This window comes from Bifidobacterium sp. LH_417, from assembly GCF_056357035.1.
In genome coordinates this window covers 407505-428982 of record NZ_JBKEVI010000001.1, presented here as the reverse complement: position 1 = coordinate 428982, position 21478 = coordinate 407505, and the positions used below count along the sequence as shown (strand labels likewise).

Sequence of the window (21478 nt, the reverse complement as noted above, 5' to 3'; positions counted from 1 at the left end):
CCGTCCGACGGCATGACGAACCCCCTCCATCCGATGGGTGGAGGGGGTTCGTCATCTCCGCTCAGTCGGTGACGGCGTTACCACCGTCGAGCTTCTGACTCACCACGGCGGTGACGCCGTCGGCACGCATCGTCACGCCGTAGAGCGCGTCCGCGATCGACATCGTGCGCTGCTGATGCGTGATGACGATGAGCTGGGCGTGCTCGCGCAGATCGCCCAGCGCGTCCAGCAGACGTGTGAGGTTCACGTCGTCCAACGCGGCCTCCACCTCGTCCATCACGTAGAACGGGCTGGGACGTGCGGTGAAGATCGCGAACAACAGCGCCAGTGCGGTCAACGAACGTTCGCCGCCGGACAGGAGGCTCAGCTGCCGCACGCGCTTGCCGGCGGGACTCGCCTCGACGACCACGCCCGTGGAGAGCAGATCGTTCGGATTCTCCAGACGCAGACGCCCGGTGCCGCCGGGGAACAACGTCGCGAACACCTGCTCGAACGCCTTCGCGGTATCCTCGAACGCATCGCGGAACACATCGACCATCGTCGTATCCAGCTCACGGATGAGCCGCATGAGGTCGTCGCGCGAACGCGCCACGTCGTTGCGCTGATCGTTCAGATACCGGTTGCGCTCCTCCAACGCCTCATACTCCTCGGTGGCGAGCGGATTCACCTTGCCGAGCTTGGCGAGGTCACGCTTCGCCTTGTCGAGGCGACGCTCCTGCTCCTCGCGCACGTACGGCACGGTACGGAAGGCCTCGGGATTCCCGGCGTCGGCTGCGGCCGTGTCGTCGGCGGTGGGCGTGCCGTCGCCGGTCGATGCTGTCGGCGCCGATGCACCGTCGGCCGGCAGCGGTCGTCCGTGCTCGTCAAGCACCGGCACCGGCTTGTCCGGACCGTATCCGTCGACGAGTTCCGTGACCGTCATGCCGAGCTCTTCGTCGGCCCTGCGTTCAACCTGCGCGTATTCGCCCGTATACCGTTCACGATCCACATCGAGCGCATGCTCACGCTGTGCGAGGCCTCCGACCTTCGGTTCGATTCTGTTGCGGCGTTCGCGCAGGTCACGCAGCTCCTCGTTGCGTCCCGCGGCCACCGCCCTGAGTTCGTCGCGCTCGGCGACGACCTTCGCGATCGCCTGTTCCGCCTTCCGCGCGGCTTCGGAGGCCTTCTGCGCCAGTATCCGGGCACGGGCTGCGCGTTCACGGCGTTCCGCGGCAAGCCTGTCGAGCCGTTCACGACGCTTGCGCGCCTCCTGCGCCTGCGTATGCAGCAGCGCCGACTGACGTTGCAACGATTCGGCTTTACGCTGTATCTCGGTCCATGCAATCTTCGCGGCGGTCTCCCGGTCACGGGCCGCGGCAAGCGTCTCCTCGAGCTGTTGCGCGCGTCGGGCGAGACCGTCCGCGTCCGGCCGGCCTGAATCGCCGGCCATGTCCGTATCGAGGGCGGCATGCAGGTCGGCGAGACGGGCGCGATGGTTCTCCCGTTCCTCGCCCGCGGCCGCGATTTGGCCGTCGAGTCGTTCGATCTCACGGGTGATGCCGTCGAGACTCGTCTGGACGTCACGCGTCTCCCGCTGCGTCTGCTCGGCTTTGAGCCGCATCTCGATGCGACGCCGGTTTTCGGCGTCGACGTTCGCCGTCGCCTGCGCGAACGCGGTGCGGGCCTGCGACACCTTGGATTCCAGTTGCTCGAGTCGTGTGGCGAGTTCCTTCGCCCGATGCAGGGCCTTGTCGCGGCGCGCGGCAAGCGACAGGTCGCTTTGCGCCAATCCGGCTCCGCCCGACGCGGCGATGCCGGCGACCATCACGTCGCCGGCGCGCGTCACGACGCGCGACGCCGCACCGTCGGCGATGATGCGACGTGCGTCCTCGAGCCGGTCGGCCGCCATCGTATCGGCGAGCAGCTCCCGCACCACGCGCGCGACGCGTTCGGCGAGCGCGGGATCCGCGGCATCAGGATTCGCGGCGACAAGCGAGGCGAGCGCTGTCAGGCCGGTGGCGGCGATCACGTTGTGGGATTCCGCAGTATCGGCTTCCCCGATGCCGACCAGTGTGCGCGGCGTGGACTGATCTGCCGGAGTGTCCGCAACGGCCGGATCGTCCGGAACGGCCGCGCCCGCGTTGATGACCGAGGCCTTGCCGATTCGGCGTTCGCGGGCGACACGCAGCACGGCGAGCATGGCCGTATCGTCGGGGACGACGAGTGCGCCTGCATATTCGGCGAGCGCGTGCGCGACCGCCTCCTCCCAACCGTCGGCCACGTGGATGAGTTCGGCGAGACGTCCCAGCACCGTCACGGATGGATCGGATGTGAGCGAACCGGCATCGCCGCGGGATTCGAGTGTGTCCTTCAACGCCTCGGATTTGGCGTCGAGCGAGATGATCGAGGATTGGAGGTCCCGCTGTTCGGCGAGCAGCGCATCCAAGGCGTCGCGGCGTTCGGCGAGCAGAGCGCGTGCCTCGTCCAAGGCGGCAGTGCCGTCGCCGCTGTCGGCCGCGGTCTGCTCGTGCAACTGTGCGAGCCGCGTGCGCGCGTCATGCTGTCGGGCGAGCAGGGATTCGCGTTGCGCCGCGAGGTCTCTGCCGCGCCCCTCCCCCAGCTCGACGGCGGTCTCTTCGCGCGCGATGAGCTCGCGCAGGCGTGCGGCGCGGGCATCGCGTTCACGGCTGGCACGGTCGACCTCGGCGATCGTCCGTCGCAGGTCGGCGAGACGCCGTTCGTCCGCGGAACGGGTTTCGGTGGCCTGATCGAGTGCGTTCCGCGCATCCTGTTGCGCGTGCCGTGCTTCGGCGGCCTGTCCGTCGAGTTCCACGGCGCGATGGTCGAGGATGTCCGGGTCGTCGCCGCGTTCCGACGCGACGGCCGCGGACAGCGTGCGTCCGCGTTCGTCGGCGAGGGCCGCGAGCGAGGAGAATCGTTCCTTCAACTGCGTCAGTTCATGCCAGGAACGGTCGAGACGTTCGATGGCGGGATCGGCTTCGCCGGCCTGCGCCTCCACTTGTTCGATGCGCACTTTGACCTGTGCGAGTTCGCGGCGCAATCCGGTGAGATCGCCGCGGACCGCCGCCAGCTCCTCGTGCGCCCGGTCGCGCCGACGCATCGCCTTGACCGCGTCCTCCGCGTAGAGACGTGATTGGGCATCGCGCAGCGTGACCTTGATCGCGTCGGCGCGTCGTGAGACGCGGGCCTGGCGGCCGAGCGGGCCGAGCTGACGGTGGATCTCGCCGAGCAGATCGTCGAGCCGTTTGAGGTTCGCGTCCGTGTTGGCGAGTTTGCGCAGCGCACGCTCCTTGCGTTTGCGGTGTTTGAGGACGCCGGCCGCCTCCTCGATGAACGCGCGGTGCCCGGCAGGATCGGCCCGGAGGATCTGGTCGAGCCGTCCCTGGCCGACGATCACGTGCATCTGCTGGCCAAGACCGGTATCGGAGAGCAGTTCCTGGATGTCGAGCAGACGACATGGCGAGCCGTTGATCGCGTATTCGGAGCCGCCGTTGCGGAAGATCGTGCGCGAGATCGTGACTTCCGTATAGTCGATGTCGAGCGCATGGTCGGTGTTGTCGATGGTGAGGCTCACCTGTGCGCGGCCGAGCGCGGGGCGGGAGGACGTGCCCGCGAAGATCACATCCTCCATCGATGTGCCCCTGAGGTTGCGGGCACCCTGCTCGCCCATCACCCAGGTGAGCGCGTCGACGATGTTCGACTTGCCGGAGCCGTTCGGGCCGACCACGGCGGTGATGCCGGGCTCGAAACGCAGCGTGGTCGCCGAGGCGAACGATTTGAAGCCGCGCAGCGTCAGTTCCTTGAGATACACGCCTGGAATTCCCCTGTACTCGTCACTCGTACTCACCGGCGGAAGGCTCGTGAGAAGCCCCATGTTCGTCTTCGCCACCGAACAGGCCCCCGAGCACGTCGTCGGCGGCGTCGGCATCGGCGTCGGCATCGGCGTCAATATCGGAGTCGTCGGGTTCGACGACTGGCTGGTGGATGCTCATCGCCTTGGCCATGACCGGACTCGCATGCTCTTCGAGCATCTCGCGCGCGTCACCGGCAGTGACGAAGCTGCCGCAGATGAGTACGCCGTGGCCGTAGCCGACGCCCAGTTCGTCCGCTTCGTCGACCATGTTGACGGCGGTCTGGATCGCGTCCGGCAGTTCCGGCTCCTTGACGACGCGGTCACGGCCGAACACCTCGACGGCGATCTTCTCCAGATCGTCGGCGGACATGACGCGGTCGCGCCACGAGTTCTCGGTGACGACGACCTGGCTCAGAACCGGTTCGAGCACGCCGAGATACTCCTCGACCTGCTTGTCCTCCATCATGGCGATCACGCCGACGAGCTGTTCGAAGTGGTAGTTCTCCTCGATGGCGGCACGCAAGGATTCGGCGGCGTTCACGTTGTGGCCGCCGTCGACGATGATGGTCGGCGAAGTACGGATCTGTTCGATACGGCCGGGGATCCTCACGCTGGAAAGCGCCTCGGCGACGATGTCGCCGTCCAGGGCGCCGGAGACGGGGATCACGGCCTCGCATGCGGCGAGCGCGGAAAGCGCGTTGTGCGCCTGATGCTCGCCGAACTTGGCGATCGGCACCTCCGTGTACGTGCCGAGCGGCGTGGACAGGGTGGCGACCTGGCCGCCGACGGCGGGCATGCGGTTGACGACCTCCATCTCGTAGCCGTCGCGCACGAGCTTCGCATGGTTGCGTTCGGCGGCCGCCTCGATGATCGGCATGACCTCCTCCGCATGCGGCTGCGGCCCGATGACGGCAGTGCAGCCGGGCTTGATGATGCCGGCCTTCTCGGTGGCGATCTGTTCGACGGTGTTTCCCAGCCACTTCATGTGATCCATGTCGACGGGGCCGATGATCGCGGCATCCGCGTCGAGCACGTTGGTGGCGTCCCAGGCGCCGCCCATGCCGACCTCCACGATGGCCACGTCGACCGGCGCATCGGCGAACTTCCAGATGGCCATGGCGGTGAGCACTTCGAAGAAGCTCATGCGCGGCTTGCCCTGCTCCTCCATTTTCCGGTCGACGAGCGCGACGAGGTCCCTAATCTGGTCCCAGGCGTCGATGAAGTCGTCGTCGGAGAGCTGCTGGCCGTCGATGGCGATGCGCTCGTTGATCTTCTCCAGGTGCGGCGACGTGTACAGGCCGGTGCGCATGCCGTAGGCGCGGCAGATCGCTTCGGCCATGCGTGCGGTGGAACCCTTGCCGTTGGTGCCGGTCACATGGATCACGCGGAACGACTCCTCCGGATGTCCCAGCACGTCGAGCATCAGGTTCATGCGGTCCAGGTCAAGGTTCGTGGTGTTGTGCTCCGGCGGGCGGCTCATGATGTCCAGCTCGACGTCCCTGATGCTCTCGTTGTTCCTGTTCGGATGCTCGAATGACATGGTTCCTGTGCTCCTGCTTGTTCTTCTGTGCCGTCACCGTGCCGCCTCCGGCGGTTTGCCGGGGTGCCGGGATACCGGAGGCGTCGCCCGTCGAACGGTGCGCCCGCGGCCGGGCCGGCCTCACGGCCTCACATGCCCAAACTCCACAATGATAGCCGACCCCCTGCCGTCACGCACCGCCCGTTCGCCGGCCGCTCACCGACGGGCGCCCCCGTACGTCGCTTCCATGCCAACGGCGTCGCATGCATACCACCCGCCGGCCGGTGACGACGCCAAGAAGCCCCATACGTCGCTTCAGTACCAGTCTTGGCATGGAAACGACGCTGGGCGGGCCTCCACCGTCGCCGTTCCGCCAACCTTGGCACGGAGGAGACGCCGGAGGGCCTCTGCGCGGAGGGACCACGCCATCTTTGGCATGAAAACGACCCAGCAGACGCGCCACCACCTAGGCCCGGCACGCCGTCGACGGCACCCGGCTCCGCCAACGCGAGAATGAGGGTCTCCTGGCGCCAGTCCACCATCCAGGTTTATCCACATTGCACATCTTGTACGCGAATCGGCTTGATTCCGCCGACCCACATAGCAGACACGCCGAAAAACAAGGCTCCGACCACAGGGGGTGGACCGGGGCCTCCACGGGACACGAATCGACTACGGTTGAACCATGAGAATGCATAGAACGGTGACGAAGCTGATGGCGGACGCTCAGCATGAAGAACGATGCGCGTATTCCCGCAATGCAGCCGAGCAGGCGGCATTGCGCAGACGCGCGAAAACCGGCGAGCTCACGCGCCCCTATCCGGGAATCCCGTCATTGTATGCCGAGACGGCGTACTGGAACGGGCTGAAACCTCCGGAACGCACGATGCACATCGCCCGCGCGCTCGCACGAGTCCATGACACATGGGTGTTCGGAGGCCTAGTCGCCGCCGTGTCCTACGGATTCGAACACCAATGGTGTCTGCATGACGGCTCCGTGACAATCGCCACATCGGATCACGGCACACATCGACCTGACCGTCATCTGAAACGTGTCTATGTGTCGAAACCGGCGCTGACGCGCGTCGAACATGAAGAAACCGGCCTGCTCCTATTGCCTCCCGCCATGACACTTCTCGACTGCGCCGACGCATACGAATTCCGTTTCGCGCTGCCGTTCTTCGACTCGGCGTTCGCCAAGGGAATCACCGCCGAAGATGTACTCGACGCGATTGGCAACATGCATGCCGACCCACGCTCGGTTCTGCGTCTGCTGCGCCATGTGAACGCGAAAAGCGAGAACGGCGGAGAATCATTGGCCCGCGGAACGATGATCGAGGAACGGTTCCCCACGCCGCGTCTTCAGGTGCCGGTGAGAGATCCGCAGACCGGAGCGGAGTACCGCGCCGATTTCGTGTGGACGTTGACGGACGGCACGACCGTCGTCGGAGAATACGACGGCGCGCGCAAATACGTCGACCCTGACATGACCGACAATCGAAGTATCCATGAGATGGTGGCAAAGGAACGCCAGCGGGATGAGGGACTGAAACGCGCGGGAGCACGAGAAATCGTCCACTTCACCTATGACGACGTCATAGGAAGGACCGCGTTGACGATGAAACTGCTCAGAGCCGGCATTCCCCGTCGGGAACAAGTACCGCTCGCCCGTGCCGACCGGCTGATGCCAACGGTCGTCGACACACCACGGCACTAGATTGGAGACCGTGAACGGATCAACGGCGCATGCCATGCCAGGGAGGGAACAATCATATGAGGTATTTCACCACCGACACGCATTTCGGGCATCCGCTGGTGAGCGTGCTGCGCGGATTCACGACGTTCGACCCCGGCCGCGCGCATTATGCGACGATCCTCGCCTCAAAGGGGCATAAGGCGGCCGAGGATTGGGCTAAGAACGTCGTGCTCGATGATTCACGGCTCAGGTTTCATACGGCCGCCGACACCGACGCGCATGATGAGGCCGTCATCGCGAACATCAACCGGCTGGTCGACGAGAGCGACGAACTGTGGATTCTCGGCGATATCGGATTCCGTACATCCGTCAGCCATCTCAAGGACTGTCTGCGGCGATTGCGCTGCCGTCATCTGCACGCGGTGATCGGCAACCATGACGATTGGTGGCTGGGCGATCGTCCCGCCCGCAACCTGTTCGAGTCGATCGAGCCGAACGATACGGTCGGTCTCACCGGTCTCGACGCCACACGTCCAGACTCGGTCGAGATCGTGAACCTGTCGCATTTCCCGTACCGTGAGGATCTCGCCTACGGCTGGCCGGACGATGCCTTGCGGTTTCGCGATAAGGCGCTGTCGTTCGATGGGCGACGGCTTCTTTATGGGCACACGCATCAGCTCGCGCCCGAAGGCGCGCGACCCGAGGCGCTCAACGTGGGTCTCGACGCTTGGAATCTCGAGCCGGTGAGCGAGATCCGAATCGCCGAACGGTTCCGTGCGCGCGCCGGCAATGCCCCGAGCGCCGCGATGCTCGACATGCCGACGGACGGAAGGCGCTGAACTCAAGCGGGGCGGGACCTATGCCAGCACCGGGTCGGCGAAACGACGGTTGACGAGGACGGGGAGTTCGCGGCGCGCGGCATCGAGCACGGTACGATCCAGCTCGGCGGTGATGAGCGCAGGTCGTGGTCCGGCCGCGGCGACGACCTCGCCGAGCGGGTCGATGACGCGGCTCAGGCCGATGGTCCGCGCACCCGCCTCGCCGCAGGCGAGCACATAGCACGTGTTCTCCAACGCGCGGGCGGCAGCCATGATCTCCCAGTGGCGTTCCTTGCGCGGTCCGCGCACCCATGCGGCCGAGACCGCGATCACGTCGGCACCGCGCACGGCCAGCGAGCGCGCCATCTCGGGGAATCTCAGGTCGTAGCAGGTCATCACGCCGATCCGCCAGCCGTCGATGCTCACAATCGGCGGGAGCGCGTCGCCCGGCATGACCGTGTCGGATTCGCGTTCCGAGAACGCGTCGTACAGATGGAGTTTACGGTAGGTCGCGACGAGACGGCCGTCGCGGATGACGGCGAACACGTTGGACACCCGACGATCCACGGCCTTCGGCGCATTCGGGTCGATACCGCCCGTCGCCGACGTATGGCCGTCGATGGCGTGAAGCGCGGCGTCCTTCGCAGGCACATGCACGGTGCCCATCAGCGTGATGCCGAACCGTTTGCTGATATGGCGCAACCCCATGACGAACGGCCCGTCCAGCGGCTGCGCCATGCGCGCCACGTATGACGGATTGCCGTCGTCGCGCGCGATCAGCCCCTCCGGCAACAGCAGTATTCGAGCGCCGGCAACCCCCGCACGCCGCGCATACCCCTCGATGGCCGCGAGGTTCTCTTCCGGATCCCGTCCCACCGCGAACTGCGCGACGGCGACCTTCAGCGTGTCTGACCGCTTCCCATCCTTCTCGACATCCATGCATTCATTATCCGTCGCCCGTCCGCCATCCGTCCATCGTCACCTCCGAATCATCGCATGCGGACGATTGCGCGTAGAGTTGGTGAGGATGCGGCGGTTCCGTCCGCACCATATGAATGACCAACGAAGGGAACCATCATGGCAACATTGCTCGATCCTCCGGCCATCCCCGTGCGCCGCGCGCATGACGGCCTGGAACTGCCGGCCATCGGCTTCGGCACGTACAAGGTGAACGGCTTCGCCGGCGTGGAGGCGGTCAAGTCGGCGATCGAGGTCGGCTACCGTCTCATCGACTCGGCGTTCAACTACGAGAACGAGGGCGTGGTCGGCAAGGCGATCCGCGAATCCGACGTGCCACGCGAAGAGATCATCGTCGCCTCGAAGCTGCCCGGACGCCACCACCAGTACGACCAGGCGCGCGCGACCATCGAGGAGTCGGTGGCGCGCATGGGTCTCGACTACATCGACCTCTATCTCATCCACTGGCCGAACCCGTCGCAAGGTCAGTTCGTCGAGGCATGGCAGGCGCTCGTCGACGCGCAGAAGCAGGGCATCGTCAAACACATCGGCGTGAGCAACTTCCTGCCCGGCCACATCGATCTGCTCATCCGCGCCACCGGAGTGACGCCCGCGGTCAACCAGGTGGAGCTGCACCCGTTCTTCCAGCAGGACGAGCAGCGCGCCTACGACGACGCGCACGGCATCATCACCGAGGCGTGGAGCCCGCTCGGACGCGCCAACCAGATGCTCAAGGATCCGACGATCACACGCATCGCGGCCAAGCACGGCGTCTCCCCCGTCGCCGCGATTCTGCGCTGGCACATCCAGCTGGGCGACGTGGCGATCCCGAAGTCGATGCACCGCGAGCGTCAGCGCGCGAACCTCGATCTGACCGGTTTCGCGCTCGACGAGCAGGACATGCGCGACATCGCCGCAATGGACAACCCGGAGGGCTACACGTTCGGCCAGAACCCGCGCTGGCACGAGGAGGACTGACCTACCGGCGACCCGTCGGAGAAACCCATATCCGCGGGTTTCGCGGCTACACTCGAGGTATGAGCCTTCCCGCGAAACCCGCACTGCACGAGTTCGAGTCCATGTTCGACGATGCACCGTGGATTCTCGAACGCGCCTTCGACTATTGGCAGGACGGCCGCGTGGAGTCCGTGGAACGCATCGCGCCGTCGTTGTTCCACGCGCGGGTCGCGGGCAACGAGACCGGATTCTACGATGTGGATGTCCGCGTCGACGATTCCGGATGCGTCATGTCGTCCGCGTGCACCTGCCCGTACCATGCCACACCGTACTGCAAGCACGTGGGAGCGGTGCTCTACGAACTACGCCTGCGCCTGTCCGACGACCATGAGACGGATGCGGCGGACAATACGGACACGAACGGTACGCGCCGTCGGACGCACGTGCCGTCGTATGTGCTCGACGGCGTGCTCAAACGGATTGAACAGGAGAAACGTGACGCGGACGGAAGCACCATACTGTTCTTCTGGTCGAACCGCTGCATCGAATACGCGAACCATCTGACGCGCGAGGGCACGTCAGAGACGCTGATTCCCACCCGCGAGGCCGGTCGGATGATGCTCGGCCCGATGGACGCCTACCATCGGCGGCACGGCATCCACCATCACGATGACGCGATCCCTTTCGAGGACGACGGCATGCCGTACCCCGACGATCCGACGCTCGACGAGGCCCTCGCCGGTTTCCACACGGTCGTCGACAACGCGCTGCACTCCACGGATTGGGAGAACGCCTGCCTGAACCTCGCCGTCGCCGCGGAGGCGCTGGCCGCGTTCACGAACTCCGTCGAGGACGAACGGCACGAACTGTCCAATGAGAACGATTTGCTGTCCAGTGAAATCCGCTGCTACATGGAGAACGTCGCCCGATACGCCGATTCGGCGACGGCGAGCATCGCGCTGGGCGAAATCGCGAAGGCCGCGTATACGCCCGACATCCAGTTCTACGATCCAGTCAACGCCGCCATGCTGCTGGCGTCCGCCGCCGCGTTCGCACGGCATGACGACAAGACGGTGTGGGCGTACGACGTCGTCGACACGGCGCTCGAACGATTCAGCGAACGTCACGACGCCGACCTGCCGCACGAGGCGCTGCTCCCCTCGCGCCACGTACTGCGACGGTACATGCTCATGGTCGCCTACGACGTGCGTCGTCTCGCCGGCGACGACGAGGGATGCGACGCGCTCCGGCGCGAGCATCCCGACCATGCGCCGCTCGCGTTGATGCGCGTCGTCACGCTGCTCGACGCGCGGCAGTACCGCGAAGCCCGCGACGCGGCCGAAACATTCCTCGCCACGGTGACGGACCGGCCCCAGGCCGACACGTACATCATGCGCAACGGCCTGATGCCGGGACTGCTGCCGCACGGATGGCGCACGCTGCTGGAATGCTGCGCGGAAGGCATGGACGATGCCGCTCGCCTCGCCGACCTGTATCGCGACTACATCGTCGCAGGCAACGACAAAGGCGACGTCGCGTATGTGAACCGGTTACGCCGCCTGCTGCGCGCGGGAGATGCGACCGACATGGACGACTCGACCGCTACGGATAGTACCGCCGACGCGCGCTGGCATGATGAGGCGCGACGTCTCGCCCGCCGTTGCGCCCGTGACGTCGCCGAGCGCATCACATCGCAGCCCGAGATGACGACGGTCGATGACGGGATCCGCACAATCCGGCGCAGCAGTTGGCGCAATCCGGCGTACGAGAAGCTCATCGTAGACGAACGGCTGACCGACGACGCGCTCACCTACTGCGTGACCATCGCCTATCCGCCGCTGCCTCTGCTGAAGACGATGGCGATCGGCCACCCCGACAAGGCGCGCGAAACGATTCTGGAGACACTGCCGCAAGGCGCGTTGTCCGAGGACGACATCGCACAGATTGCACGGACCGGCGAGGTGCCGGCCGGGACGCCGGATCGGGCGGCGAATCGGATGGACGATCGGAAGTCGCGCGGTATCGGGAACCGACGTGTGGTCTCCGGCGCACGAAGGATGAGCGCCACGCGCGGTGTCTACCGTCAGATTCTCAAGCAGCTGCGCCGTTACGCCGCCGTGTTCGGCGAGACCGAAGCACGACCCATCGCCGGTCTCATCGCGGACCGGTACCCGAACCGTCCGGCCCTACGCGAAGAGATCGCCCCGTTCCTGGATTGATCGAAAGAGACCGTAGGAGTTCAAGGCCACCGTTCAGCAGCATAGCGAGAATTCCACGCTCTTCACCGTCAGATCGATATATATTCCGGCACCGACGAGAGCGCGACACAAGATAGGCTCTTCGCTTCGTGGCGCGTAAGAGGCATACGGCTGTAATTCATATCTTTCCTCCCGCTGTCGGGAGGTGGCGCGTAGCACCGGAGAGTGACCACAGAAGCAGTAAACCGTTCTTCGTCGTTTGTCGCGGTGTGTGGGAGTCCACTGCGTTCAGCACCGTCTCTCACCGCCCATTACACCGGCACCTGACGGAGTGCCGTAGCACTCTTCCGGCATCAACCCCGCCGATGGATCCAGCATCGGCGGGGCTTTTCTGTATTGTTCAGGCGTCCTGCAGAGCGCTGACTCGTTGCGGGCTGACGCCGGTGACGGTGGCGACGTCGCGCACGGTGAGCCCCTCCGAACGGAGGGTCGCGACGGTGCGTCGCGCAAGCCTGGATGCCTCGTCCTGCGCCTTGCGGGCGGCCTCGCGCTTGACGAGCAGGTCATTGACCATTTGCTGGGTGGGCTGGTCGAGCTGTGGGTCGAGGGTGACGGTGTCGATTTCGACGTCGAGCATTTCGGCTGCGTCGCGCACCTGGGCTTCGACTTGGTCGAGGCGGCGGGCTTGGGTGAACAGACCGGGGATTTCGGGGACTTCGACGGCCCACCAGCCGCCGCTGCGCGTGCAGACGGCGGTGGCGTTGACGATGGTGCTCATTTCATGTTCCTTTCGATGTACCTCAGAATCGCCTTGGCGGTAAGCTCGTTGACCTCGCCGTGCCTCGGCACCGTGGTCTGGGCCTTGCCGACGGTCACCTTGCTGTGGTTGCCGCCTTCCGTCCAGATGTCCGTCAGTCCGTTGTCCTTGGCAAGCCTGTGGATTCGTTTCTCCAGTTCCTTACGCTTCATAGTTATAGTCTATACCTATTTACTATATCAAGTCAAGTGGTGTAGACTAAACATGCCGCATCGTCATGCAGCCACTCCCGATAGTCGAGCAGCACGTCCACGGTGACGTTCAGCTCCTCGGCCATCAACCACACATCACCCTCAAACATCCGCTCCGCACGACGACACGCATCCTCGTCCACGAGCAGACACGCCGTCGTCATCCGGCAACGGCGCTCGCGGACGTGGCCCATGTCCCCGTAGGCGCGGTGGATGAGCTCGTGCACGAGCGTGCACTTCTTGCGCGTGTAGGTCATGCCCCGGTCGATGAGGATCACGTCGCGCACGGCGTCGTACAGGCCCGCCAGATCGCCGGGCAGCAGGTCGCTGCTCGCCACGGTCAGGTCGGGCGCCGCATCGTACAGCATCATGCGCATCGGCCCGTAGTTCAACCCGGTCGACAGTGGAACATCTGGCAGTGGACCCGCAAGGACGGCGCCTACGCGGCCGACTCGTGCACACCGCATCTGGCCACGGACGCGGACGGCAACCCGGTGTGCCCGGTCGTCCGCTACACGAATGACCTCGACCTGCAAGGCCGCGCAGATGCTCGGCGTCCCCAAACAGGAACTGTGGGACATGATCCCGGGCGTGTCCAAATCCCGCGCCGACTCGTGGCGCGAGTACGCGGAGACCCATCCCGACGCGGACGCGCTCGCCGTGCAGGCGTACCAGGCCCAGTTGAACCCGGTGGCGGATGATGGCGCTGACCAGTAAAGGCGCCGCGCTCACCGACCGGCATCGGAGGAATCAGGTGCGGTTGGCGATCACCGCCGACAGTCAGGCGCGAAGGCTCTGGGATTCCACGCTGGACCTGAACGATCTGAAGGGTTCGCAGCCGATCTGGAAGAACGCGATGCTGAACCTGCTGCAGACATGGTGGCAGGTGAGCGCCGACGCGGCCGCCGATTATCTGCCGCGGTTCCGGGAGGCCGAGACCGGCGACGGGTCGTTCGAGACGGCCGTGCCGCGTTTCGACCGCAAACGGATGGCAGGTCAGGTCGATTGGCTCGGCGCCACGAACGTGCTATGGCATATCGCCCGCGGGGAGACGCAGGAGGCCGCATACGAGGCCGCGCGCAGCCTGTTCCTTGGAGTGTTCCATGAGGCCGTGCTCACCGGCGGCCGCACCACGATAGAGCATTGGGCGAAGAAGGACGCTCGCGCCATCGGCTGGCGGCGCGTGTCCGACGGCGACCCGTGCGCGTTCTGCGCGATGCTCGTCACCCGCGGCCCCGTATACACGAGCGCCGAGAAAGCCGGTTTGAGCGCCAAGACCGGCAAGAAGTATCATCCGCACTGCGGATGCACCGTCGAGGTCGTGTACGGCGACTGGAAACCCACGGACAAGGAGAAGCGGTGGATAGACGACTACTACCGCGCCGCGGAGACTCTTCCGGCGAAAACGCCGCGCGCCTATGACGTCATCCTGCCCATCATGCGCGGGAACGGCGATTTCCGGGATTCCACGGCACGCCGCAGCACCCCGGAAGCACTCGCCGCACGCCGCAAAGCCTACGCAAGGAAGAAAGCGGCGGAATTCGAAAACCGCAAACGGATCCTGAACCACATGTTCGATAATCCGGGCGGCCCATGAGCATCAGCAAAGCCGACCAGCTGCACGCGAACCCCAAGTTCGAGTCCCACGGCTGGAGATATCGGAACAACTGCCAGTCATGCGTCCCCGCCTATGAGATGCGCCGCAGGGGCGTGAATGTGCGGGCATTGGGATTCGGCTCCCGGGAATCGGACAAGGTCCAGACGGACACAATTCTCGCATGGGTGAACCCCGCGACCGGGCGTCCGCCGACACGTCGTAATGTCGGGAGCGGGACCGAAGACATCGTTCTCTCCAGAATCAGACGACGGATGAACCCCGGCGAACGGTATGCCATGTCCTTCGGCTGGCAGGGCCGGCAGGTAGGCCATATCGTCGTACTGGAGCGTCCGTGGACCAACAAGGCGGGCAACATCATCGTCGTGGACCCGCAGTCCGGTTCGAGACAAACCCTGGAGCAGTATTTCAGAAGATATCCGGTGGACGCCCGCAGTGTCGGGATCTACCGGATTGATAATCTGGAATTGAACAGGGATATCGCACCTGGATTGATGGAGGCGGCGTAACGATGAAGACTCTCAGGGAATTGACCGAAAGCGCAAAGGAGGAGGCCCGCCGACAGGGCTTCCGTCTGCTTGACCCCGCCGGCGTGTATGACGGCGAGCTCATCATCTACGCCATTCCGTTTGGCTGCGAACCCGGCGACGCCCTCGGTCTCCCTCAGGGTTTCTTCGTGAACCTTGAGACCGGAGAGGCCCGGTATTGCACTGCGGACGAGAGTCTGCTGCTTGCCACGCGCAAGTTCCTTGCGGAACTCGGGCCGGTGCCTGAGAGCTGACCGGTTTCCCGTTGATTTTCCCCAACCCACCATGAAGTTCATGGTGGGTTTTCTTATGCCCGCAGGACGGGCGGAAAGGAACCATCACCATGACCGACGACACCATCGCCGAAGCCCAGAACGACGCCGCCACGCCCGGCGCGGAGACCACTCCACCGGCCGGCGAGACGGGACAGCAGCCGCCGTGGGAGCGCGACGGCGAGGAGTTCAATCCCGAGAAGGCGTGGAATCTCATCCGGCATCTGCGCGACGACAACGCCAAGCTCAAGACCGCTAACGATGCCGCCGGCAGCAAGCTCAAGGAATTCGAGGACGCCAAGCTCATCGAACAGGAGAAGCTCGAACGCGACCTCAAGGAGGCGCGCCAGCAGCTCGCCGAAGTCAACATGCAGAAGGCGTGGGCCGAAGCCCGCGCCAAATACCCGTCATTGACGGAACAGGATCTCGACCTCATCGCCGCCGGCACCGGAGTGGTCTACAATCCGGTACGCCTCAGCGCCAAGTAGTCCACACATTCTCTCCACCGCCCCGTTCCCCGCTTGCAACGCGGGGAACGGGGGGCGGTTTTCCTGTTATCGTCGCCAGATGTGTACGATGCTTTTGAGGATCAGCGGCTTGTCGGCCGGACCCTTGACGTAAGGCGGTATCCATTGGCGGCGGCGGAGCGAGTGCGCCGGCCCGGCAATGCCCACGGAGCCTCCGGCCGTTGCCCACATTTTGCCCACATTTTTCGTCGAAAATGCTATAAAACCATATGAAATGGTATAAAACAGAAAAGCCGCTCAGCCCTACTCTCGTAAGGCAAAGCGGCTTGTTCCCGCCGAAGCGGAATCGTGGAGTCGCGGGGAATTGAACCCCGCGGCCTTGCACCCGAAAGCCCTACTGCCGCTTGGATTACGCGGCGCTCGCCACCCCTTTTGGGCACATTCTGGGCACACTCTCCAAGAGCAGTGCGTTCATCGCGTCGCCCACGGCGTCGAGGTCGTCGTCGAAAAGATCCGCGTACACGTCCAAGGTCATCGACGCGCTCGCATGGCCGAGCTGACGCTGCACCGCCTTGACGTTCGCGCCGCTCGCCACCATCAGGGAGGCGGCCGTGTGGCGCAGGTCGTGCACGGTCATCTCGCCCGTGATGCCGGCCCTCTTGCGCGCCCAGTAGAACCATGAGGCCGTGGAGTTCGGCCCGTGCGTGCGCCGCAGGTACCCGCCTTCCCTCGCCTCGAACAGGATCGCGCCATCCGCCCGCCCCTCGCACAGGGCGTGTAGATCATCGTCGAGCAGCGCGGGATAGACGACCTTCCGCCATTGGTCGGACTTCGGCGTATCCACCACGAGCTCGCCCTTGACCTCGGTGGCGGAGCGCCGCACCCACAGGCGACGATGCTCGAGGTCGACGTCGCCGACGGTCAGGCCGACGAGCTCGCCCCATCGGATGCCGGTCAGGCCGAGCGTGAGCACGATGACGCGACGCCACCCCGCCTCGTCGGCCAGACGCACGAGCTCCGATGCGGTCAGGTACCGGTGCTCCTTGCGCCGCTTCCGCGGCAGCTCGAGCTCGTCGCACGGGTTCGCCGGTATGAGCCTGTCGCGCACGGCCTGCCGGCATAATGCGCTCAGGATGCCCTCGGCCCGGAGCACGACGGTCGCGCTCACCGGCGGCGTCCCGTCGCTATCGCCGGCGGAAAGCAGGCTCACCCACTCCTGCACCTCGCCACGAGTGATGGACGAGAGCTCACGACTCCCCCACCGCGGGTCAACCCTATGCCTCCACTCACGCTCCAGCGAATCGACGTAACTCGCCTTGCAGCGCGTCTTCTTCGCGGCGATCCACGCCGGCCACAATGACCCGACCGTGGTCCTACCCGCGGTCGGGTCGACGTAGCGGCCCTCGGCCTTCGCGACCGTCACATGCTCCGCCGCCCAGCGTTCCGCATCCAGCTTGCGTTTAAAGCCCCGACGCTTCGTCTGCGAGCCATCCGGCTTTCGGTAGCGCACCATCCACCGGCGCTCGCCCTTGGACGTCTCATATTTGGCGATGTTCGCCATCTAAATCACCTCCACCACCGTCCCGGCGCTCACCTATTTCGTCGCGTCATGCTTCGAATAGTAGGCATAGGCTGAATCGAAGGATTCGGTGAAGAGGCGTCGGAGAATTTCCACGGCGTCGATGAAGGCCCTTCTCGAGGATGTTCTTGCGGTGCTCCAGAACAGCGATCGGTAAAGGGGGGCGCGTCGCTTCTCGAAGTCGCTTCTGTTCGTGGCGTACTCGTCGCTGAAGTACTTCGCGTAGGCGACCTGGTCGGCCTCGCTGGTGTTGAACGCCGCCAGTTTCGCCGACAGATCGCATACCTGCTGGACTCGTGTGAGCGCGTCGGTCCCCGCGAAATAGCCCGGGGAGTGCAACGACAGTCCGAAGAGGAGTTTGAGCATGCGTTTCGATGCCCTCACCTTCGCGACCGGGGTCGGGAGGCTCGCCATGGAGATGATGCCCGAGTTCAGGTTTTCGATGCAGACGATCTCGTCCGCATTCAGCGACGGCATCCCCTCCACGAACGCGATCAGCGCCTGATCCGCGGCGTTCATCTGGAGCTTGTCGAACCATGCGCCGAGGACCGAGTAATAGACCTTCTCCAATTCCGCGCGCTTGAACCGGTTGCAGTTCACCTTTTCCAGGAACGCCTGTGCGGGGATCCGGTCGAAGTACTGGCTCATCGGATTGTCCGGCAAGGCGTTGATGATCTCACCGGCGCGAAGCTTCTCCTGATTCTGAAGCACTTTGAAATAGTTGCGGATCTGGGTCGGGTCCGCCGCCTGCATGGTGTATACGGGAATGTTGTAGGTGTTGAAATTCATTTGGATGCTGCTCGGCAGGTCCCGGAAGGACAACCTTTTCGCGCGATGCATCCGGGCGAGGCCGTCAGGATCGGAATCCCCTACGATGCGGTCGATGATGTCCTTCGCCTGATCCGAAATCTTCTTGCTGAGTTGGAACCAGTCATCGTAATTGTCGATCCACTGTCCGACGTTGCCCCCCTCCATGAACCGGAAGATGGTGGTGAGTCGTTGTTTGCCGTCCACCAGTTCCTGCCGGGCGTTCTTCTCATTGGCGTGATCGAGATTGTTGATGACGATGTTGCCGATCGGGTAGTTGAGGATGATGCTCAAGATGAGCTGGTCCTTGTATTCGTTGGACCAGATATACCCGCGCTGATAATCAGGGGAGATGTCGAGCCCGTTGGCGCGGATGTTCTTGATTGACGCCATGAGCGAGATGATCGGCAACTGGGACGGGGTGATGTTCAATCGCTGAAAAATCATCTAGAATCCTTAGAATCTAACCACAATGCATGAATTACGGTTCAAATCGTATCACAACATATTAGAATCTAAGACAAAATAAACCGTAGAATCTAAACCACACGCATGCAGCGCCAGACGGCGCTCATGCGCAACCGGCCCCGGCGCTCGCCAATGAGCGCCGGGGGCGTTATGTGTATCTCAAGATTTGGGGTCGTTGAGCGAGGGGGCGTCGATGCCGCAGAAGCCCAATGCCACGTGGTCGTAGTCTCCGGTGTTGACCTTCAGCCCGTCGATTGCCGGATCGTCGAGCCAGACGCTGTTGAGGTCGCCTTCGGCATAGTCGAATTCCTTGGCGTGTCCGTTGAGCGGGTAGTCGGTGTCGCCGATCGTCATGACGACGGCATCGTGGTCCTTGCAGGTGATGGTGGTCTCATCCGACGTCCAAGGCCAGTATTCTTCCGAAAACCCGTAGTCGTTGACGAACTGCTGTTTGCTGAGCTCATGCGTGGCTGCGGCGCTTTCTCCGCATGCGGACAATGCTGTTACGGCGGCCAAGCTGGCAGCTATGACTACGATGCGTTCCCTCATGTCTCTCTCCGTGGTGCGGCCTCACCGTGCGCGACGCCATTCCTGCCAGTCGCGGATGACCTGGGCGGTAAGGTTCAGGTCGCTTGCAATCTGCCAGATGTCGGTGTCGTACATGGCTTCGGCTTTTCTGTACGCCTCTTCGTCCACGAGGAGGCGCGCGGTTTCCAACCGGGTGCGACGCTCGTTGAGCCCGCACCGGTTGTCTCCATGTGACCAGTGTACGAGCTCATGGACCAAAGCGCATCGCTTCTGCGTGTACGTGAGCCTTCGGTCGATGAGGATGGTCTTGCGCACGTCGTCGTACACGCCTACGCGATCGCCGGGGAGCTGTGGAGCGCTGAGAATGGTGAGCTCGGGCGCGAGCTTATACAGGGCCATGCGCATCGGCCCGTAGAGCGTGTGGGCGTAATCAAGCGGCGGCATCGGGATCACCGGACTCCACATACCGCATCTTGTCCGGATCCTCGTTGGCCGCGAGCTGCATCGGATCGTCCTCCAGCGCCTTGAGCGTGGCCGCGGCCAGATCGCTCTCACGCCGCGCCGTCTCCTCAAGCTCGACACGACGGGCGTCGGCGAGCGCGGGAGCGGCCTCGTGTCTTGCGGCTCTTTCCTGGAAGCGTTCGGCGGACTCAATGAGTTCGTGGGGGTAAATTCCAACGGCGCTCGCGATTTGTGCAACTTGGATGACGTTGATGTTGCGTTCGTTCTTTAGGAGACGAATCAAAGTTCTCTCTGGAACTCCGGATTTTTCTGCAAGCTCTTTGATGGTGAGATGCGCTGCTGATCGTTCGGCAGCAATGGCTTTCGAGGTTGCTTCATTCATGTCCATATGGACAGTGTACGGCAATGTTGATTGTATTGCATTGCCCATTTGGGCAGCGTGTCGCGCTTGACGATGCCCAAATGGGCAGTACCATGTAAGGCATGGACACTTTGGATTACAGCACGCAGGTTGCCCGCAATGTCGGCCAGGCGCTTTCCGCCGCCGGGATAAGTGTTCTCTCCGCCGCAGAGAAGACTGGAATTCCCCGCACGACCCTTACCCGACACCTCAAGCACCCTGAGACTTCTCCGTTTGACGTCATTGAGCTCAGCCGGATTGCCGGCTTGACGAGAAGGTCCGTGAGCAGCTTGACGCGTGTGAAGCGTGACGCGCTCGCTGGCAAGGGGGTGGAGTGATGAGCGGGGAGTCCGTGAGCACGGAGGCTCATGTCGAGTCGCATGGCGCCGGCGGCTTCGCGAGTCTGGTCGCCTTCTATGAGCCCGACGACGAGCGGCTGGCCGTGACCCGTCACGCGGACGGGCATGTGACCGTCCGCATCGGCAGGGACGGCCAAGGGCCGCGCCGGGAGCTCAGCCCCGACGCCGCGCGGGCGCTCGCCGGCATGCTCGTCGCCCCGGCCGCGGAAACCTCAGGCAAGGGGGTGTCATGATGAGGCTTCTGGTCATTCGTTTCCTTGCGCGGCGTGCGCTCGCCTATCTCAAGAAGTCGGATTCGGCGCTGACGGTCCTGTGGTGCGAGATGAACGGCGCCGGGCCGTCATCCATGCGGTCCGCGGCCGGAGCGGTCATGCATCTCAACACCAGGCATGAGCAGGAGGTCCTGCTCGACCTCATCGACCTCATCGACAAGGAGGTGGAGTGATGGGCGGCCAAGGATTCTGGACGGCGCAGCAGGTGAGCGACTACCTCGGAGGCAGACCGAGCGTGACCGCGCTCGCGATCATGCGGTCCCGCGGCAAGGGGCCGAAGTTCGTGAAACTCGGCGCGAAGACGCCCGGCTGCCGCAACGACACCAGACAGGTCCGGTACCCCATCGAAGCCGTCAAGCAATGGGCCATGGCGAACGGCTTGCAATCCGCGACCATCGCAGCATGAAGGAGAGATCATCATGAAGCTTTTCAAGAACCGTCTGCGCCGGCGCCGCCGCTGGCGCAACCTCCCCCAGCACTTCACCGCCTCGATGAAGGGCGGCGTGCTCCTCATCCTCACCCTGCTCGAAGGGTGGATGCTGTGCTTCGCGTTGACGCATGACCGGCTGCCCTCCCCTATCGGCACGGGCACGCCCCAGTGGGCGATCACCGGGGCCATGATGCTCGCGGTCATCATCCCACTCGCATGGCTGCTCGTCGTGTTCCTCGACACGAGCGACAGCGAATGAATACCTGCCCGTCGGCTTTTTCTTTCC

At 64.2% G+C, this 21478-nt stretch carries 25 protein-coding genes; 14 read left to right on the top strand and 11 right to left on the bottom strand.

All coding sequences use genetic code 11. The features are described 5' to 3' along the window. Positions 1 to 61 precede the first annotated feature (61 nt). Together smc and AC1AYR_RS01790 are read right to left on the bottom strand one after the other, a co-directional pair. The gene (gene smc / locus AC1AYR_RS01795) at positions 62 to 3811 is read right to left on the bottom strand and encodes a chromosome segregation protein SMC (RefSeq protein WP_476510905.1); all 3750 of its coding nucleotides are present in this window, start codon (positions 3809 to 3811) and stop codon (positions 62 to 64) included. A 22-nt stretch (positions 3812 to 3833) separates the two neighbouring features. Then, positions 3834 to 5393, bottom strand: a complete 1560-nt coding sequence (locus AC1AYR_RS01790) for a bifunctional folylpolyglutamate synthase/dihydrofolate synthase (protein WP_476510906.1) — start codon at positions 5391 to 5393, stop codon at positions 3834 to 3836. A gap of 664 nt (positions 5394 to 6057) precedes the next feature. Between AC1AYR_RS01790 and AC1AYR_RS01785 the strand changes: the two genes are divergently transcribed. Further along, positions 6058 to 7089, top strand: coding sequence for a hypothetical protein (locus AC1AYR_RS01785; protein ID WP_476510907.1), 1032 nt, complete (start codon positions 6058 to 6060; stop codon positions 7087 to 7089). A 56-nt stretch (positions 7090 to 7145) separates the two neighbouring features. Continuing rightward, positions 7146 to 7907 carry a metallophosphoesterase family protein gene (locus AC1AYR_RS01780; RefSeq protein WP_476510908.1) on the top strand — a complete coding sequence of 254 codons (762 nt, stop codon included), beginning with the start codon at positions 7146 to 7148 and terminating at the stop codon, positions 7905 to 7907. A gap of 18 nt (positions 7908 to 7925) precedes the next feature. Here AC1AYR_RS01780 and AC1AYR_RS01775 read toward each other — a convergent pair whose 3' ends face one another. Further along, positions 7926 to 8825: a nitrilase-related carbon-nitrogen hydrolase gene (locus AC1AYR_RS01775; RefSeq protein WP_476510909.1), complete on the bottom strand. Its 900-nt coding sequence runs from the start codon at positions 8823 to 8825 to the stop codon at positions 7926 to 7928. 147 nt (positions 8826 to 8972) lie between these two features. On the opposite strand from AC1AYR_RS01775, the gene AC1AYR_RS01770 reads away from it, so the two are divergent. Together AC1AYR_RS01770 and AC1AYR_RS01765 are read left to right on the top strand one after the other, a co-directional pair. Next, the gene (locus AC1AYR_RS01770; protein WP_476511184.1) at positions 8973 to 9821 is read left to right on the top strand and encodes an aldo/keto reductase; all 849 of its coding nucleotides are present in this window, start codon (positions 8973 to 8975) and stop codon (positions 9819 to 9821) included. Between the two features lie 59 nt (positions 9822 to 9880). Then, positions 9881 to 12019, top strand: coding sequence for an SWIM zinc finger family protein (locus AC1AYR_RS01765; RefSeq protein WP_476510910.1), 2139 nt, complete (start codon positions 9881 to 9883; stop codon positions 12017 to 12019). 379 nt (positions 12020 to 12398) lie between these two features. On the opposite strand, the gene AC1AYR_RS01760 is transcribed toward AC1AYR_RS01765, so the two are convergent. From AC1AYR_RS01760 to AC1AYR_RS01750, 3 genes are read right to left on the bottom strand one after another with little or no spacing between them, the layout of a single operon-like run. Next, positions 12399 to 12776: a type II toxin-antitoxin system HicB family antitoxin gene (locus AC1AYR_RS01760; RefSeq protein WP_476510911.1), complete on the bottom strand. Its 378-nt coding sequence runs from the start codon at positions 12774 to 12776 to the stop codon at positions 12399 to 12401. Beyond that, the gene (locus tag AC1AYR_RS01755) at positions 12773 to 12967 is read right to left on the bottom strand and encodes a hypothetical protein (protein ID WP_476510912.1); all 195 of its coding nucleotides are present in this window, start codon (positions 12965 to 12967) and stop codon (positions 12773 to 12775) included. Before AC1AYR_RS01755 ends, AC1AYR_RS01760 begins: the two co-directional genes overlap by 4 nt. A gap of 32 nt (positions 12968 to 12999) precedes the next feature. After that, positions 13000 to 13383 carry an ImmA/IrrE family metallo-endopeptidase gene (locus AC1AYR_RS01750; protein ID WP_476510913.1) on the bottom strand — a complete coding sequence of 128 codons (384 nt, stop codon included), beginning with the start codon at positions 13381 to 13383 and terminating at the stop codon, positions 13000 to 13002. Positions 13384 to 13525: 142 nt separating this feature from the next. Between AC1AYR_RS01750 and AC1AYR_RS01745 the strand changes: the two genes are divergently transcribed. From AC1AYR_RS01745 to AC1AYR_RS01725, 5 genes are all read left to right on the top strand, one after another. After that, positions 13526 to 13723: a hypothetical protein gene (locus tag AC1AYR_RS01745; protein ID WP_476510914.1), complete on the top strand. Its 198-nt coding sequence runs from the start codon at positions 13526 to 13528 to the stop codon at positions 13721 to 13723. Further along, positions 13707 to 14603 (top strand): VG15 protein, encoded by an 897-nt coding sequence (locus AC1AYR_RS01740; protein ID WP_476510915.1) that lies wholly within the window; start codon positions 13707 to 13709, stop codon positions 14601 to 14603. Before AC1AYR_RS01745 ends, AC1AYR_RS01740 begins: the two co-directional genes overlap by 17 nt. Continuing rightward, entirely contained in the window at positions 14600 to 15130 is a 531-nt protein-coding gene (locus tag AC1AYR_RS01735) for a hypothetical protein (protein WP_476510916.1), read from the top strand. The genes AC1AYR_RS01740 and AC1AYR_RS01735 overlap by 4 nt, the downstream gene beginning before the upstream one ends. 2 nt (positions 15131 to 15132) lie before the next feature. Next, on the top strand, positions 15133 to 15402 hold the full coding sequence (locus AC1AYR_RS01730) for a hypothetical protein (protein ID WP_476510917.1): 270 nt from the start codon (positions 15133 to 15135) through the stop codon (positions 15400 to 15402). Positions 15403 to 15491: 89 nt separating this feature from the next. After that, positions 15492 to 15908 (top strand): hypothetical protein, encoded by a 417-nt coding sequence (locus AC1AYR_RS01725; RefSeq protein WP_476510918.1) that lies wholly within the window; start codon positions 15492 to 15494, stop codon positions 15906 to 15908. A 388-nt stretch (positions 15909 to 16296) separates the two neighbouring features. On the opposite strand, the gene AC1AYR_RS01720 is transcribed toward AC1AYR_RS01725, so the two are convergent. The 5 genes from AC1AYR_RS01720 to AC1AYR_RS01700 form a co-directional block, all read right to left on the bottom strand. Further along, entirely contained in the window at positions 16297 to 17448 is a 1152-nt protein-coding gene (locus tag AC1AYR_RS01720; RefSeq protein WP_476510919.1) for a tyrosine-type recombinase/integrase, read from the bottom strand. A 33-nt stretch (positions 17449 to 17481) separates the two neighbouring features. Next, complete coding sequence (locus AC1AYR_RS01715) at positions 17482 to 18720, bottom strand: DUF262 domain-containing protein (RefSeq protein WP_476510920.1); 1239 nt, start codon at positions 18718 to 18720, stop codon at positions 17482 to 17484. Positions 18721 to 18900: 180 nt separating this feature from the next. After that, positions 18901 to 19290 (bottom strand): DUF2511 domain-containing protein, encoded by a 390-nt coding sequence (locus tag AC1AYR_RS01710; protein ID WP_476510921.1) that lies wholly within the window; start codon positions 19288 to 19290, stop codon positions 18901 to 18903. Positions 19291 to 19311: 21 nt separating this feature from the next. Continuing rightward, positions 19312 to 19713: an ImmA/IrrE family metallo-endopeptidase gene (locus AC1AYR_RS01705; protein ID WP_476510922.1), complete on the bottom strand. Its 402-nt coding sequence runs from the start codon at positions 19711 to 19713 to the stop codon at positions 19312 to 19314. Beyond that, on the bottom strand, positions 19700 to 20119 hold the full coding sequence (locus AC1AYR_RS01700) for a helix-turn-helix transcriptional regulator (RefSeq protein WP_476510923.1): 420 nt from the start codon (positions 20117 to 20119) through the stop codon (positions 19700 to 19702). Before AC1AYR_RS01700 ends, AC1AYR_RS01705 begins: the two co-directional genes overlap by 14 nt. A 95-nt stretch (positions 20120 to 20214) precedes the next feature. On the opposite strand from AC1AYR_RS01700, the gene AC1AYR_RS01695 reads away from it, so the two are divergent. From AC1AYR_RS01695 to AC1AYR_RS01675, 5 genes are read left to right on the top strand one after another with little or no spacing between them, the layout of a single operon-like run. After that, positions 20215 to 20469, top strand: coding sequence for a hypothetical protein (locus AC1AYR_RS01695; protein WP_476510924.1), 255 nt, complete (start codon positions 20215 to 20217; stop codon positions 20467 to 20469). Beyond that, entirely contained in the window at positions 20469 to 20723 is a 255-nt protein-coding gene (locus AC1AYR_RS01690; protein WP_476510925.1) for a hypothetical protein, read from the top strand. Before AC1AYR_RS01695 ends, AC1AYR_RS01690 begins: the two co-directional genes overlap by 1 nt. Continuing rightward, a complete protein-coding gene (locus AC1AYR_RS01685; RefSeq protein ID WP_476510926.1) occupies positions 20720 to 20935 on the top strand; it encodes a hypothetical protein in 216 nt (71 codons plus the stop codon). Before AC1AYR_RS01690 ends, AC1AYR_RS01685 begins: the two co-directional genes overlap by 4 nt. Next, positions 20935 to 21168 carry a helix-turn-helix transcriptional regulator gene (locus AC1AYR_RS01680; RefSeq protein ID WP_476510927.1) on the top strand — a complete coding sequence of 78 codons (234 nt, stop codon included), beginning with the start codon at positions 20935 to 20937 and terminating at the stop codon, positions 21166 to 21168. The genes AC1AYR_RS01685 and AC1AYR_RS01680 overlap by 1 nt, the downstream gene beginning before the upstream one ends. Before the next feature lie 13 nt (positions 21169 to 21181). Then, positions 21182 to 21451, top strand: a complete 270-nt coding sequence (locus AC1AYR_RS01675) for a hypothetical protein (RefSeq protein WP_476510928.1) — start codon at positions 21182 to 21184, stop codon at positions 21449 to 21451. Positions 21452 to 21478 lie beyond the last annotated feature (27 nt).

What these genes read in the sequence shown, in the direction of transcription:
- AC1AYR_RS01765 (WP_476510910.1), top strand. Translation starts at nt 9,881, where the DNA reads ATGAGCCTTCCCGCGAAACCCGCACTGCACGAGTTCGAGTCCATGTTC.
- AC1AYR_RS01705 (WP_476510922.1), bottom strand. Translation starts at nt 19,713, where the DNA reads ATGCCGCCGCTTGATTACGCCCACACGCTCTACGGGCCGATGCGCATG.
- AC1AYR_RS01735 (WP_476510916.1), top strand. Translation starts at nt 14,600, where the DNA reads ATGAGCATCAGCAAAGCCGACCAGCTGCACGCGAACCCCAAGTTCGAG.
- AC1AYR_RS01760 (WP_476510911.1), bottom strand. Translation starts at nt 12,776, where the DNA reads ATGAGCACCATCGTCAACGCCACCGCCGTCTGCACGCGCAGCGGCGGC.
- AC1AYR_RS01680 (WP_476510927.1), top strand. Translation starts at nt 20,935, where the DNA reads ATGGGCGGCCAAGGATTCTGGACGGCGCAGCAGGTGAGCGACTACCTC.
- AC1AYR_RS01775 (WP_476510909.1), bottom strand. Translation starts at nt 8,825, where the DNA reads ATGGATGTCGAGAAGGATGGGAAGCGGTCAGACACGCTGAAGGTCGCC.
- AC1AYR_RS01745 (WP_476510914.1), top strand. Translation starts at nt 13,526, where the DNA reads ATGACCTCGACCTGCAAGGCCGCGCAGATGCTCGGCGTCCCCAAACAG.
- AC1AYR_RS01730 (WP_476510917.1), top strand. Translation starts at nt 15,133, where the DNA reads ATGAAGACTCTCAGGGAATTGACCGAAAGCGCAAAGGAGGAGGCCCGC.
- AC1AYR_RS01710 (WP_476510921.1), bottom strand. Translation starts at nt 19,290, where the DNA reads ATGAGGGAACGCATCGTAGTCATAGCTGCCAGCTTGGCCGCCGTAACA.
- AC1AYR_RS01790 (WP_476510906.1), bottom strand. Translation starts at nt 5,393, where the DNA reads ATGTCATTCGAGCATCCGAACAGGAACAACGAGAGCATCAGGGACGTC.
- AC1AYR_RS01740 (WP_476510915.1), top strand. Translation starts at nt 13,707, where the DNA reads ATGGCGCTGACCAGTAAAGGCGCCGCGCTCACCGACCGGCATCGGAGG.
- AC1AYR_RS01780 (WP_476510908.1), top strand. Translation starts at nt 7,146, where the DNA reads ATGAGGTATTTCACCACCGACACGCATTTCGGGCATCCGCTGGTGAGC.
- AC1AYR_RS01755 (WP_476510912.1), bottom strand. Translation starts at nt 12,967, where the DNA reads ATGAAGCGTAAGGAACTGGAGAAACGAATCCACAGGCTTGCCAAGGAC.
- AC1AYR_RS01785 (WP_476510907.1), top strand. Translation starts at nt 6,058, where the DNA reads ATGAGAATGCATAGAACGGTGACGAAGCTGATGGCGGACGCTCAGCAT.
- AC1AYR_RS01750 (WP_476510913.1), bottom strand. Translation starts at nt 13,383, where the DNA reads ATGCGCATGATGCTGTACGATGCGGCGCCCGACCTGACCGTGGCGAGC.
- AC1AYR_RS01700 (WP_476510923.1), bottom strand. Translation starts at nt 20,119, where the DNA reads ATGGACATGAATGAAGCAACCTCGAAAGCCATTGCTGCCGAACGATCA.
- AC1AYR_RS01685 (WP_476510926.1), top strand. Translation starts at nt 20,720, where the DNA reads ATGATGAGGCTTCTGGTCATTCGTTTCCTTGCGCGGCGTGCGCTCGCC.
- AC1AYR_RS01715 (WP_476510920.1), bottom strand. Translation starts at nt 18,720, where the DNA reads ATGATTTTTCAGCGATTGAACATCACCCCGTCCCAGTTGCCGATCATC.
- AC1AYR_RS01720 (WP_476510919.1), bottom strand. Translation starts at nt 17,448, where the DNA reads ATGGCGAACATCGCCAAATATGAGACGTCCAAGGGCGAGCGCCGGTGG.
- AC1AYR_RS01690 (WP_476510925.1), top strand. Translation starts at nt 20,469, where the DNA reads ATGAGCGGGGAGTCCGTGAGCACGGAGGCTCATGTCGAGTCGCATGGC.
- AC1AYR_RS01695 (WP_476510924.1), top strand. Translation starts at nt 20,215, where the DNA reads ATGGACACTTTGGATTACAGCACGCAGGTTGCCCGCAATGTCGGCCAG.
- AC1AYR_RS01675 (WP_476510928.1), top strand. Translation starts at nt 21,182, where the DNA reads ATGAAGCTTTTCAAGAACCGTCTGCGCCGGCGCCGCCGCTGGCGCAAC.
- AC1AYR_RS01725 (WP_476510918.1), top strand. Translation starts at nt 15,492, where the DNA reads ATGACCGACGACACCATCGCCGAAGCCCAGAACGACGCCGCCACGCCC.